Source organism: Streptomyces sp. CC53 (assembly GCF_001865245.1).
In the GTDB taxonomy this organism is placed as follows: domain Bacteria; phylum Actinomycetota; class Actinomycetes; order Streptomycetales; family Streptomycetaceae; genus Streptomyces.
In genome coordinates this window covers 1-12,923 of sequence record NZ_MKXB01000137.1, presented here as the reverse complement: position 1 = coordinate 12,923, position 12,923 = coordinate 1, and the positions used below count along the sequence as shown (strand labels likewise).

Annotated in this window: 11 protein-coding genes and 1 pseudogene; 8 read left to right on the top strand and 4 right to left on the bottom strand. The window is 69.3% G+C overall.

Annotation, left to right across the window (positions count from 1 at the left end; translation table 11 throughout):
• Positions 1-149 precede the first annotated feature (149 nt).
• Entirely contained in the window at positions 150-461 is a 312-nt protein-coding gene (locus BJP40_RS32925; RefSeq protein ID WP_177204370.1) for a hypothetical protein, read from the bottom strand.
• A 33-nt stretch (positions 462-494) separates the two neighbouring features.
• On the opposite strand from BJP40_RS32925, the gene BJP40_RS34230 reads away from it, so the two are divergent.
• The 4 genes and pseudogenes from BJP40_RS34230 to BJP40_RS31705 all read left to right on the top strand — a co-directional run bounded on the left by BJP40_RS34230 (position 495) and on the right by BJP40_RS31705 (position 3,509).
• Entirely contained in the window at positions 495-1,721 is a 1,227-nt protein-coding gene (locus BJP40_RS34230; RefSeq protein WP_177204369.1) for a hypothetical protein, read from the top strand.
• Positions 1,722-1,757: 36 nt separating this feature from the next.
• Positions 1,758-2,009, top strand: coding sequence for a hypothetical protein (locus BJP40_RS12535; RefSeq protein WP_071280435.1), 252 nt, complete (start codon positions 1,758-1,760; stop codon positions 2,007-2,009).
• Positions 2,010-2,098: 89 nt separating this feature from the next.
• On the top strand, positions 2,099-2,425 hold the full coding sequence (locus BJP40_RS12530) for a hypothetical protein (protein ID WP_071280434.1): 327 nt from the start codon (positions 2,099-2,101) through the stop codon (positions 2,423-2,425).
• Between the two features lie 293 nt (positions 2,426-2,718).
• A pseudogene (locus BJP40_RS31705) lies at positions 2,719-3,509 on the top strand (IS5 family transposase).
• Positions 3,510-3,666: 157 nt separating this feature from the next.
• On the opposite strand, the gene BJP40_RS34225 reads toward BJP40_RS31705, so the two are convergent.
• The 3 genes from BJP40_RS34225 to BJP40_RS33620 form a co-directional block, all read right to left on the bottom strand.
• Positions 3,667-4,896: an MFS transporter gene (locus tag BJP40_RS34225; protein ID WP_177204368.1), complete on the bottom strand. Its 1,230-nt coding sequence runs from the start codon at positions 4,894-4,896 to the stop codon at positions 3,667-3,669.
• A 173-nt stretch (positions 4,897-5,069) separates the two neighbouring features.
• Positions 5,070-5,210, bottom strand: a complete 141-nt coding sequence (locus tag BJP40_RS32920; RefSeq protein WP_256220728.1) for a hypothetical protein — start codon at positions 5,208-5,210, stop codon at positions 5,070-5,072.
• A 52-nt stretch (positions 5,211-5,262) separates the two neighbouring features.
• Positions 5,263-7,176 (bottom strand): hypothetical protein, encoded by a 1,914-nt coding sequence (locus BJP40_RS33620; protein WP_071280432.1) that lies wholly within the window; start codon positions 7,174-7,176, stop codon positions 5,263-5,265.
• Positions 7,177-7,785: 609 nt separating this feature from the next.
• Between BJP40_RS33620 and BJP40_RS12505 the strand changes: the two genes are divergently transcribed.
• From BJP40_RS12505 to BJP40_RS12490, 4 genes are all read left to right on the top strand, one after another.
• Positions 7,786-9,546 (top strand): 1-deoxy-D-xylulose-5-phosphate synthase, encoded by a 1,761-nt coding sequence (locus tag BJP40_RS12505; RefSeq protein WP_371258629.1) that lies wholly within the window; start codon positions 7,786-7,788, stop codon positions 9,544-9,546.
• On the top strand, positions 9,546-10,673 hold the full coding sequence (gene ispG / locus BJP40_RS12500) for a flavodoxin-dependent (E)-4-hydroxy-3-methylbut-2-enyl-diphosphate synthase (protein ID WP_071280431.1): 1,128 nt from the start codon (positions 9,546-9,548) through the stop codon (positions 10,671-10,673). The genes BJP40_RS12505 and ispG overlap by 1 nt, the downstream gene beginning before the upstream one ends.
• Complete coding sequence (locus BJP40_RS12495; protein ID WP_079171121.1) at positions 10,670-11,746, top strand: polyprenyl synthetase family protein; 1,077 nt, start codon at positions 10,670-10,672, stop codon at positions 11,744-11,746. Before ispG ends, BJP40_RS12495 begins: the two co-directional genes overlap by 4 nt.
• Positions 11,747-11,864: 118 nt before the next feature.
• Positions 11,865-12,866: a UbiA family prenyltransferase gene (locus tag BJP40_RS12490; RefSeq protein ID WP_218153205.1), complete on the top strand. Its 1,002-nt coding sequence runs from the start codon at positions 11,865-11,867 to the stop codon at positions 12,864-12,866.
• The last annotated feature ends 57 nt before the right edge of the window (positions 12,867-12,923 follow it).

Below are 12,923 nucleotides of genomic sequence, written 5' to 3'. Positions count from 1 at the left end.
GGCGTGTGACCACAGGGGTGGGACCAAGCGACCCGCAATACAGGTCTTTCCGACACCGCTGCGATGGTGCTGCGATTCGGTACCGCAGAGGTAGTGATGGTGAGTTCTCAGCGGCCGTTGTGTCCGAAACAGGCTGCTTTGATCCGCCCTCATGTGCTTTCGCCCTGGACGATGGCTTCGATGTCGTAGGGAAACTGGTTCTCCCCGTGCAAGATGATCACCTCGTCCTGTCTGCCGAGGGCGAACACCTCGTCCGCCACGAGGTAACCCAGGTCCCCTGTGTCGTAGAAGCCGTCCTCTTCGAGCGAGTTGACCTTTGACCCGTTGATGTAGGAGTTCGCGGACACACCGAGTCCGCGCAGCTTGATAACGCCAGACTGCCTACCGGGTTCGGCATCGACACGGGCTTCGTGGCCGTTCAGCAGTCGGCCGCAGCTGACATCGCAGCGAGATCGACTCATGTCGAATGCACATAGTAGTGGTACGGTCACGCTGTGAGATCGAGACTGTGGTATTCGAACCGCACCCATGCAGCAGTGGTCGGCTGCTCCCTGCTCTTCGTCACCTTCGGGATGACGCCCCCAGCCCATGCGGCTGACCCCACGGGCTGTACCCGGTCCTCCCTGGACGCAGGCGGTGTCAGGGTGACCTGCGCCGCGGGTGTGCCCGCGGGACAGAGTGTAGAAGGCACCGACTTCACCGACATCATCGAGATCACCGGCACCGTCGCCGGAAGCATCGTCAGCAGGGGTGGAGACGACCGCATCACCGTGACCGCCGCCCCTGGGGGCACCAGGCCGGGCAGGGGCGGAGCACCAGGACCGGCGGGCGTCACCGGTGCCATCGACGCCTGCGAAGGAAACGACACCGTCACCATCACGGGCGGGCGCGGAGGCGATGCGCCGCCGGTGCAGTCAGGGGCCAACCAACTCGTGGCCCCCGGCGGTCTGGGGGGAGACGCCCTGACTGGCACCATCCGCACCGGAACCGGGAAGGACACTGTCACCCTCACTGGCGGACAGGGAGGAGCCGGACGAGCAGCCGGAACCAGCGGAGGGGTAGCGCTCGTCGCCACCGACGGAGGTGGTGGAGGCGACGGAACCTCCGGGGGCGCCGTCATCGACATCGGCTCGGGAGATCTCACCGACTTCCTGCGCATCACCGGCGGGAAGGGCGGCCCAGCGGGACCCGGACGGACCTCTAGCCTCGACCCGGCGGCCGGTGGCGGGGGTGGGACCGCGGTGGCGGCCCTGAATCTGCTTGGCACTCACACCGGGACCCGTCCCGACGTTCTCCTGCAAGGAGGCACGGGAGGCCAGCGATCCAGCGCCCCGAATAGCCTGGGAGGCAACGGCGGCCCCGGTGTGCAGACCTTCGACGGCACATCCGTCCCCGGCATCAACGTCACCATCGCCGGGGGATCAGACGCGCCGGGCGCCGGCGCCAACCGGTTCGCTAACGTCGGCATCCGAGCCCGCTTCACCGCCTCCATGGGACCCGACACTGTTTCCGTCACCGGCGGCACGATCGCCAACGGATCAACGGCCTACGCGGCAGGCGTCTTCGCGGCCCTTCGCAGCCTCGCAGGAGACGACACCCTAACCGTTTTCGGCAACCGAGGACTAGTCGACTGCGGATCCGGCAACGACGCCTACAACTACCTCTCGCCCCGTGGCGTGAACTCCGACTGCGAGACCATCACTAACCTCGGGCGTTCATGAAGTGTGCTGTTCGAAGCGTGATCGAGAACGCGAGAAGTGCTCCTGACTGCAAGGACCTCGTTCCTGTTCGACCTGGAGGGGGCCGAGCAGACACAGACCGTCCACGACGCCGCCTCGCTGCCCGATGCACTCACACTGCTGAACCAGCTGGCCCCCACATTGCAGGCTCTTGCCGTAACGGACCAGATCGCGCATGCCGAGCCGGAGACCATGTCCGTCCTCGCCGAACCCAGAACGGTTCAATCGGTAGGTTGCGCACTACTACATAAGGGTGATGCGTGTACCTGATGTAGTGGCTGACACATCCGGTGGAAGGGGAGTCGGGGAATATGTGTCGAGCCGGGCCTCCCGGCGTCTTCGTACCGGAGGTGAACACCATGCGTCTTCGTCACATCCTGGCCGCTGCAGCCGGGGCTCTGCTGCTCACCGTGTCCGCGCCTTACTCTGCTTCCGCGGCGGTGGGCGAGTTCGAGTACCGAGGGCCGCTCCTGGGCAGCCACACCCTCCTCGACCCTGCCAGTGGAGAGTGCATCAACATCCCGGAGGCGACCGAGCTCCTGCCGGCCCAGTCGCCGTGGAACAAGACCACCTCGACGGCCACCGTCTTCCTCGACTTCGACTGCGACGGCGACACCTACGTCGTGCTGAACCCGGGTGCGAAGCGAGGGCCCTTGCTGAAGTTCCGATCGGTCGTCTTCTCCTGACCGTGGTCACCGGTTGGCTTTGAACGGTCATCCGCACCGGCCTCAGCGGCCGCCGCAGCGCAGTGTCTGTGGCTGCCCTTGCCGTGTCATCTGACACCTGCCAGCGCCCCGCCGACTACCTCACCAAGGTCGGAACCACCGGCCAGAAAACAGAGCAGACATGACCCTCAGGATTTCTGGCGCATCACACTACGTCCTTCGAGCTCGTAACACGATCTTGCTGAAGAGCCCTGGTCGGCCGTGACCGGGGTGACGATTCGACCGTTCGAGATGGTGTGACTACCCGGCCGTGGATCGTGGACGACGACTTGTGGGTGCTGATCGAGCCTCTTCTGCCGCCCTGGCCCGAGCGGTCGCCGGGCCACGGCCGGTCCCGGACCGTGTGCGCCTCCAGGGCATCCTGTACGTGCTGCACAACGACATCGCCTGGCAACCGCTCCCTCTGGAGCTCGGGTTCGGCTCAGGGTAGACATGCTGGCGGCGACTGGACCGCCGGCAGAAGGCCGGGGTCTTCGACCAGCTGCACCGGATCCTGCTCGCCGAACTGAACGCTGCCGGCGAGCTGGACTGGTCGAGAGCATGCGTGGACGGTTCCCACATCCGCGCGAAGAAGGGGGGCGCCGACACCGGTCCGTCGCCGGTCGACCGGCGGAAGACGGGCAGCAAGCACCACCTGATCTGCGACGGACGAGGCACCCCGCTCAAGGTCATCACCACCGCGGCCAACGTCAACGACGTCACCCAGACCCTCGCCCTGGTCGACGGCATCCCGCCCGTCGCCGGACGCCCCGGCCGCCCGCGACGGCGCCCCGAGGCTCTGCTCGGCGACAAGGGCTACGACTCCAACCCCAACCGTCGCGAACTGCGCAAGCGCCGGATCCTGCCGGTCATCTCCCGCAGAGGTGCCCCGAACATCCAGGGCATGGGCAAGCTCCGCTACGTCGTCGAGCAGACCTTCGCTCTCCTCCACCAGTTCAAGCGCCTCGCCGTCCGCTGGGAACGTCGCACCGAACTACATGACGCCTTCGTCTCCCTGGCCTGCGGCCTCATCTGCTGGCGACAACTCAAGAAGCATCGATCATGAGCGTGTTACGAGCCCTTCGCGTGCTTCCCGAGGCCGATCCACAGATCTTGAGCATTGCTCCGTCTCCACGGCCGAGTGGCTGGACCGCGACCACCCCGGCCTGTTCGACCGCGTCCGCCAGCTGCCCTCGTCACCCCCGGCTACGGAACAGGCCCGCTCACGGTACAGACCCAGTCGTCGACCCCTCCTTCGACGGCGATCCGAGGGTGGAAACGCCCGACATGGGCAGGACGGCGACCACGGTGAGGATCAGCGCGCACCCGGCGAAGGCGGTGATCACCGACACGGACAGCACTCCCAGAAGGAGCCCCGCCGCCGCCACGCACACCGGCACGAGTGCCTGGGTCAGGAGGGCGTCGAGGGCGAACACCCGGCCGAGCATGCTGTCAGGGGTGCGGTCCTGGAGTGCCGCGCCCCACAGGACGGCGAACACCGAGGATCCCGCTCCGGCGCAGACGCTGCACAGGACCACCCATACGGTCGGCGCCCCCGCCCACACGGTGGCGATCTGCGGCAGCTCGCACAGCAGGCCGAGCATGGCGACGGTACCGGTCCGGCGAGACCGGATGCGCGGGGCGACGAGCGTCGCGACCAGTGCGCCGCACGCCGTCGCACCGGTGACGAGGCCGAGCGCCGCCGGTCCGCGGTCGCCTATGACGAGCGGCACCACCACCGCCATCGGGGCGATGACCAGCGCTGCCTGGGCGCTGCCCTGCAGCATGACGGCGAGCATCCAGCCGTGGCCGCGGACGTACGCGACGCCGTCCAACGCCTCACGCACCAGGCCCGCCTTCGCCAAGCCGTCGGCGGCCGAGCCGGGGTGCGGTTCGTCCAGGCGCACCAGCGTGGCCATGCTGAAGACGAAGGTGGCGATATTGATCAGCAGCCCCGCCCCCGGTGACGAAGCGGCGGCGACCGCTCCCCCGGCGACGGGTCCGACGATGCCGGTGAAGCGGCTGGTGGCCGCGCGCAGCGCCGACGCCTCACGCCGCCGGTCCCGCCCCGCCAGCTGGGCGATGAGTGCCGTGTACGCCGGACGGTGCACGCCCGCCCCGCAACCGAAGACGAGCCCGAGGAAGGCCAGGAGACCGATCGAGGCGTCCGGTCCCGCGAGGAGGAGGGCGGCGACGCCGAGGATCCGCAGCAGGTCGGCCGTGCAGATCACCAGTGAGCGACGCGTCCGGTCCGCGACGGCACCTCCGAGGAGGAGCGTGACGATCCCGCCAAGCGCGGTCGCGGCGAGCAGCGTGCCCAATGCCCGCGGCGCGTCGTCCCGGTGCAGCAGGTACAGGGCGACGGTGACGGTGTACACGCCGTCGCCGACCATGCTGACGAACTGTCCTGCCCACACGCGCCCCAGCTTGGGCACTCGCAGAACGGAGAACACCGTCACCTCCCCACGGCCCGCACGGGCCGGTCGGCCAACGCGCTGGTGACCCGGCTGACCAGGGACGCGGGGAGCCGTGTGCCGGGTGGCCTCCCACCCGGGGCAGCCGTCGGTACGGGACCGGCCGTGTCCACGGCGAGATCGGCGAGAGGCGGGTCTGTCAATCGAACGATTTACAGTTCCCACCGGGACCGTATCGCCTTGAGGTGACGCCGTAGCAGGTCGGCGAGGTGGTGGACGGTGCGCGTGGACAGCGGCAGACGGCACTGGTAGACAAGCGGGAAGGTGTCCACGGCGTGCTGTTGAGTCGGCACGTGAACACCCCACACGGCCGCTGGAGGCCGGGACGGGGACGCCAGCCGTGGTTCAGCCGGTCCAGCGTTGCATGGTGTGGTCGTCGGCGAGGCGGTCGGAGCCGATGTGGCGGTCGGCGGCGACGGCGGTGCTGCCGATCATGGCGTGCCACATGAGGTCGGTGGCGCAGAAGCTTTCGAGGGTCCAGCACCAGATGGCTTCGACGTAGTCGGCGCGGTCGAGTTCCATGGCTGCCTGGGCGAGGGCGATACGAAGGTGTTCCTCGGCATTGTGGACCTCTTCGGCGGTGGGGACCCGGCCCTTGGCGCGCTGTGCGAGGGGCCAGCAGTGGCCGTGGTAGACGAGGTCGGCGACGGCGGGGTGCGTGGCCACGGCGTCCCAGGTCCGCTGAGTGAGGGTGACCTGGTGGCCGAGGAGGGCTCCGGGCACGAGGTCGTGGCGGGTGGTCTGGGTGCCGGGGTCGCCGCGGATGACGGCCTGGTGCCAGGAGGCAGTGGTGGTGGTCGGGCCGATGCCGGGGTCGTCGCTGACCAGGGCACAGGCGATGGCCCGGTGGCGGGTGTCGGCGAGCTGCCAGGCGTAGGTGGACGCGATGGCGATGCCGCCCATGGTGTCGGCGCGGTGGGTGCCGGTGCGGTTGAGGACGGTGGCGATCTTGCGGTAGGCGAGAATCAGGTCCTCGCGTCCGGTCTGGCCGCGGGTGAGGGTGAGGATGCTGTTGCACATGTCGCCGGAGGACCAGTCGTAGCCGAGGTCGATGACGTCGTTGACGGCGCGGGCGACGCCGGCGCCCATCAGGTCGTCGGCGCAGCCGCCGGCGCCGACGGTGAGCTGGACGGCTCCGGCGTCGACGACGAGGTAGGACGACCACAGGCGGAGGTCGTCCCAGACGACGCCGCCGCGGCGCACCATGGTCTGGTTGCGGCGGGCTTCTTGTTCGCGGCGCTGTTTGACGAAGACGGCGCCGTAGCTGAAGGTGCAGCCGGTGGCGAAGGCGCCTATGTAGGTGTCGGGTGCGGCGACGGCGCGGCGGGCGTAGGCGTGGACCTGGTGCCACCAGCCGAGGCTGGGTGAGTTCTCGGCCAGGAAGTTGTAGTCGTAGTAGAACTGGGTGTCCAGGAACATGGTCGACCAGGCCATAGGGCCGCGGCCGTAGACGCCGGCGTCGACGGCGAGGACGCCCAGGCCCACGGTGGGCCGCTGGTAGATGCCGTGGAATCCGTAGGCGGTGCAGGTGTCGGTCCAGGCCGTATCCGCGTGGTCCTCCCAGCCGGGGCCCTTGTGGAGGTAGCCGGGCGGGTGGGGGCGGCCGGTGTGGCGCAGGTCGGCGTCGACGAAGTGGATGCGGCTGGTGCCCAGGGTGCCGGCGGCCATGCTTGAGGGTCCTTTGCCGGTGGCCCAGTCGACCATCGCGTCGTACATCGCACACGACACCCACGCGGTCCAGTTGCCCATGAGCGCGGTCACGGTGCGGCACCCGGGGGGTTCGGTGCGGCCGGCGAGCGCGGCGGTGGTGTGGTGCAGTGCCTGCGCGCACCGTCCGCCGGCCGCGTCGGTGAGGGCCTCACGGATCAGGTCCTTGGGGGTGTCGTGGGCCAGGGCGGGGCCGCAGGAGTCGGGGGTGAGGATGCGTGCGCCGGCGAGGGCCGCGAAGCCGGGGTCGAAGCCGAGGTACCAGGGCGCGCCGTCGCAGCCGCCCTGGCAGCCCTCGGCGATGCTGTTGAACAGGGTGCCGCCCGTGGGCGCGGGGACGGTGTACTCGCGGCCGGGCACCAGCGTCTCCGCGACGCTGTAGCAGGACATGCGGTAGTGCTCGTCATCGGGGACGGTGATCGCGTAGGCGATCGTGGGCGGGTCGGGGGCCGGGGGCAGGGGCACCAGCTGGGTGGCGAGTCCCTTGTCGGTGGTTGCGGGGTCCTCCAGCGGGACTTGGCGCGGCTGTTGGGTTGCCGTGGTGTCGTCCATGGCTGTTCCTCCACCCTTGTCAGGGGTCTCACTCGTGCGGAGCGGACCACCCGCCAGCACACCGTGCGGTGCCGGAGGGCGGCACCGCGCGTACCGGGGCGCAGCGGCGCACGGCCCGGGGCGCGGCGCGCGAACTGCGAGGCCCAGCCGGGGCCGGCGCGTTGCCGCCGGGGGTGGCCGCCGGCGTGACACCGGGAGCTTCGGCAGGTCACGGCGATGGCCGAGGGGAGTTGGCGGGTTGGGTTGCCCCCGTGCCTGCCGGGCCGAGGCGTGCGTGGTGGTGATGGAGGCACTCGTGGGCGCTCAAGGGGTCCTTGTACACGCCGTGGTGCGCTGTGTCCATGTCATGTACGCCGAGAGCTTCCAGCGGCAGCTCGCCGCCTGTTTGCCGTCGTCCGCGCGCCGGGCATCCTCCGTCGCGGGGCACGTTCCGGATCCGCGCTGAATCAAGGGGGGTCGGCCATGGCCGTGCCGCGAGTCGGCACCTCAGGACCGCACACAGAATCCGATGTTGCGCCGGCGTCCACCGGCGAGACGTGGCGGGAACGTTTCTCTCTGCTGAGTACGCACGGCGATCCGAAGGCGCTGCGCTGTCTGTCCCACCGGGAGGTGGAACGTCTCGCCGGGGAGATCCGCATGTTCCTGGTGGAGGCGGTCTGTGCGACGGGAGGTCACCTGGGGCCGAATCTGGGTGTCGTGGAGCTCACGCTCGCCCTGCACCGGGTGTTCGACTCGCCGCGCGACAGCCTGCTGTTCGACACCGGACACCAGGCGTACGTGCACAAGCTGCTGACGGAACGCGGCCCCGGCTTCGTGTCACTGCGGCAGGCGGACGGGTTGTCGGGCTATCCGTCCCGCGGTGAGTCCGTGCACGACCTGGTGGAGAACTCCCACGCCTCCACCGCGCTGTCCTACGCGGACGGACTGGCCAGGTCGCACGCGCTCACGGGCTGCCAGGACCGGCGGGTGGTGGCGGTCGTCGGTGACGGCGCGCTGACCGGCGGGATGGCGTGGGAGGCGCTGAACAACATCGGTGCCGCCCCCCACCGCCCGGTGGTCGTGGTCCTCAATGACAACGGCCGTTCCTATGATCCGACCGCCGGTGCCCTGGCCGCCCATCTGGCCGCACTGCGCCAGGGCGCCGCCGGCAGTGCAGAGGCCGGTGGGAACCTGTTCGCCGGTCTCGGCTTCGCCTACCTCGGCCCGTTCGACGGGCATGCCACGGCCGCTCTGGAGGACGCGCTGCGCCGGGCCCGGGACCTTCAGCGGCCCGTGGTGGTGCACGTGGTCACGGTCAAGGGCTATCCTCCGGCCGAGCAGGACGAGGCGGACCGCCTGCACGCGATCGGCGCCGTCGATCCCGCCACCGGCCGGCCCGACAGTGCCGCGACACCGTCATGGACCGACGCGTTCAAGCAGGCACTGGCCGATCTCGCGGCCGAGCGCGAGGACCTGGTCGCCGTCACCGCGGCGATGCTGCGTCCGACCGGACTGTGGACCATGGCCCAGCGGTTCCCGGATCGGGTGTTCGACGTCGGGATCGCCGAGCAGCACGCGGTGACCGCGGCCGCGGGGCTGGCCATGGGCGGCCTGCACCCGGTGGTCGCCCTCTACGCGACCTTCGCCAACCGGGCGTTCGACCAGATCCTGCTGGACGTCGCCCTGCACCGGCTGCCGGTCACCTTCGTCCTGGACCGGGCCGGTATCACCGGGGCGGACGGCCCCAGCCACCACGGCATGTGGGATCTGGGCGTCATGGGCACGGTCCCGGGCCTGCGGATCGCCGCCCCGCGCGACACCGCCCAGCTGGCCGCCCTGCTGCGCGAGGCCGTCGCCGTGGGCGACGGGCCCACGATGCTCCGCATCCCCAAAGCCTCTGCCGGGGCCCCGATCGAGGCCGTGGCACAGGTGGACGGCCTGGACGTCCTGCATCACAGCCCGCGCCGCCCCCGGGACATCCTGCTCGTCCCGGCCGGCCCACTCGCCGTGCCGGCCCTGGCCGCCGCAGCCCTGCTGCAAGCCGAAGGACTGGGCGTGACGGTCGCCGATCCCGGCTGGGTCCTTCTCGTCCACGCCGCGCTGCCCGCTCTGGCCGCCCGCCACCGCGTCACCGTCAGCATCGAGGACAACATCCGCACCAGCGGCTTCGGCACTGCCCTCGCCCACGCCTGCCGCAGCGCACACGTCGCCACACCCGTGACCGGCCTCGGCCTGCCCCACGCCTTCATCCCCCACGGCCCCCGCAACACCCTCCTCGCCCAGGCCGGCCTGGACGCCCACGGGATCGCCCGCGCCGCCAAGCACGCCTTCGCCGCCGCCTCCACCACTGCCCCGCACCCCGTCCTCCCCTCCGACACGGAAGGACCCTGATGACCCCCCGCATCCCCCACCCGCCCCCGCCCCTCGCGCAGCGCCGCCTCTCGCGCCAACTGCGCGTCGGCGACGTCCTGGTGGGAGGCGATGCGCCGGTCAGCGTCCAGACCATGACCACCACCGTGACGGCTGACGTGGACGCCACCCTCCAGCAGATCGCCGAGGTCACCGCCGCCGGCTGCGACATCGTCCGCGTCGCGGTGCCCACCGCGGACGACGCCGCCGCCCTGCCCGCGATCACCGCCCGCTCACCCATCCCCGTGATCGCCGACATCCACTTCCAGCCCCGCTACGTCTTCCAGGCCATCGACGCCGGCTGCGCCGCGGTGCGGGTCAACCCCGGAAACATCAGGAAGTTCGACGACCGCGTCCAAGAGATCGCCGCCGCGGCACGGGACGCCGGGACACCCTTGCGGATCGGGGTGAACGCCGGCTCCCTCGACCCGCGCCTGCTCACCAAGCACAGCGCCGCCACCGCCGAAGCCTTGGCGGAGTCCGCCTTGTGGGAGGCGTCGCTGTTCGAGGAACACGGCTTCCACGACATCAAGATCGCGGTCAAGCACCACGACCCCCTGACCGTGGTGGCCGCCAACCGCCTGCTGGCCGACCGCTGCGACTACCCAGTCCACCTCGGCGTCACCGAAGCCGGACCCGCCCTCCAGGGCTCAGTGAAGTCCGCCGTCGCCTTCGCCCTGCTGCTCGCCGAAGGCATCGGCGACACCATCCGCGTCTCCCTGTCCGCACCTCCGGTGGAGCAGGTCAAGGCCGGCTGCCACATCCTGGCCAGTCTCGGACTGCGGCCCCGCAAACTGGAGATCGTCTCCTGCCCCGGCTGCGGCCGTCTCCAAGTCGACATCCACCAGCTCGCGGCCCGCGTCGAAGCCGCCCTCGACGGCTTCCCGCACCCCCTGCGCATCGCCGTGATGGGCTGCGTCGTCAACGGACCCGGCGAGGCCCGCGAAGCCGACCTCGGCGTCTCCTCCGGCAACGGCAAAGGACAGATCTTCGTCAAGGGCCAGGTCATCGCCACCGTCCCCGAAGCCCGCATCGTCGACCGGCTCGTCGAAGAAGCCCTCCGCCTCGCCGAGCAGGACCCGACATCCACCGGGCAGCAGCAGCCGTGACCGCCGCGCCGATCACACCGCACCTCGACCTCCCCGCCTTCCGACGGGCCGTCGACACCCACCTGGAGCACTTCCTCGACCACAAGGCTCGTGCGGCAGCCGACCACGCCATGCCTCCGGAGATCCTCCGCACCCTGCGCGACTTCCTCCTGCGCGGCGGCAAACGCCTGCGCCCCCTGCTGTGCGCGTGCGGCTGGCACGCCGCGGGCGGCGGCGACGACACCGACACGCTCGTCGGAGCGGCGGCAGCACTGGAGATGTTCCACGCCTTCGCCCTCATCCACGACGACGTCATGGACCGCTCCGCCACCCGCCGCGGCCACCCCACCGTCCACCACACCATCGCCACCGCCCACCACGGGCACCGCGGCACCGCCGCCGAACAACTCGGTGCGAGCGCGGCGATCCTCATCGGCGACCTCGCCCTGATCTGGTCCGACGAACTCCTCGCCACACACCTGCCCCCCGAGCCGCTGGCCGCGGTCCGGCCCTTCCTCGACGCGATGCGCACCGAAGTGATGTACGGCCAGTACCTCGACCTGCTCACCACCGGACGCCCCACCAGCGACATCGACACCCCACTCCGCGTCATCCGCTACAAGACCGCCAAGTACACCGTCGAACGCCCACTGCACATCGGCGCCGCCCTGGCCGGAGCCGACCCTGCGGTCCTGAACGCCTGCACCGCCTTCGCCCTCCCGCTCGGCGAGGCGTTCCAGCTCCGCGACGACCTGCTGGGCGTCTTCGGCGCCCCCGAACAGACCGGAAAGCCCGTCCTGGACGACCTCCGCGACGGCAAACACACCGTCCTCGTCGCCCTCGCCCTCACCCGGGCCACCCCCGAGCAGAGGACCACCCTGCTCCCCCTGCTCGCCACACCCGACCTCGACGAGAACGGCGCCGCACGCATCCGCACCGTCCTCGACGCCACCGGCGCCCACGCCGAGACCGAGAACATGATCCGCACCCGTCACCGCGAAGCCCTCACCGCACTCGACCAGGCCCCCTTCCCCCACCACGTGACGGCCGCCCTCCGCCAGATCGCCCACGCAGCCACCAGCAGAACCACGTGACCACCTTCCACCCAGCTTGTCACTCATGGTCCGGCGTCGAACGCGGCTCGAACGTGATCAGTGTTTTCACACTTCAGCGGACACGCAGGCGGCCTCCGTCTGAGCAACCTCGCCAGGGGTGACGGTCACCCATAGCACTGACACGACATCAAGCGAAGGGGTATTCATGGTCTCGGAAAGCACAAAGCCGGCACTCCCGAAGCCCTCTCCATCATCGCGGAGTGGCGGCAACGTGTTTCACGTGCTTTCAATCCCGTTTCGGTGGCTTGGTCGCGAAATAGAGATCACCGCCCGCATGATGGTGAACAATGTCCTTGTCAGCGTCTGCGGAACTCAACTTACACTGGGCGTGGCACTGAAGAACGGCCTCGCCGGTTCGGACATCCTGCGAGTCTACCTAATCAGCTGGATGCTCAGCTTTCTCTACACCTACACCTTCGACGCGGGAAACCAGGCTAAAGGAGGCACCGAGGACGCGCATAATAAACCATGGCGACCGGTTCCGGCGGGACTTGTCACCGAACGTGGACTACGCGTCCGCTACATCTTGGCGAACATACTGTACGCCTATCTCGGGTGGCGGTTCGGTGTGCTCCCATGGGTGCTCTTCTGGCAGGCGACTATGATCGCCCTGAATACCTTCCAAGGGCGCTGGTACTTCCTGTCGAAGCAGATCACCATGCAGCTGGGCGTCGTTGCCCTATTCGCGATTGCCTGGGGCGTCGTCGAGCCTATCAACACACTCGCCTGGCAGTGGATCCTTTTCTCCGGAATCCTTTTCGTGTTCCCATTGATCATGGAGGACCTGAAGGACATCGAGGGGGACAGGGTCGTCGGCCGCCGAACGCTCATCGATATCTTCGGCCAGTGGCCGGTGCGCATCTGGAGTGCGTCATGGACGTTTACGCTCCCTTTCTTCCAGCATTTCGGCCTGTATGTGCCATCAGGGGCGGACGTCCTCAATATCGCCATATGCGATGTTCTCGTGACAGGCTCCTGCTGGACTGTGGCCTACCGACTGCTGCGGTACAGGACACCGAGGCAGGACGCAGCCACTTACATCATGTTCTACGGGGCATTTCTGCTGGCCCTCAGCGCGTCGTGCATCCTTTACCTCTGAGACCGTGTTTGAGATCTGCCGTAGCCGTGGGCTCGGGCGGTCGTTGAGCACTGCGTG

Coding starts and splice junctions, on each gene's coding strand:
- ispG (WP_071280431.1), top strand. CDS start 9,546: ATGACCCCCCGCATCCCCCACCCGCCCCCGCCCCTCGCGCAGCGCCGC.
- BJP40_RS32925 (WP_177204370.1), bottom strand. CDS start 461: ATGAGTCGATCTCGCTGCGATGTCAGCTGCGGCCGACTGCTGAACGGC.
- BJP40_RS12530 (WP_071280434.1), top strand. CDS start 2,099: ATGCGTCTTCGTCACATCCTGGCCGCTGCAGCCGGGGCTCTGCTGCTC.
- BJP40_RS33620 (WP_071280432.1), bottom strand. CDS start 7,176: ATGGACGACACCACGGCAACCCAACAGCCGCGCCAAGTCCCGCTGGAG.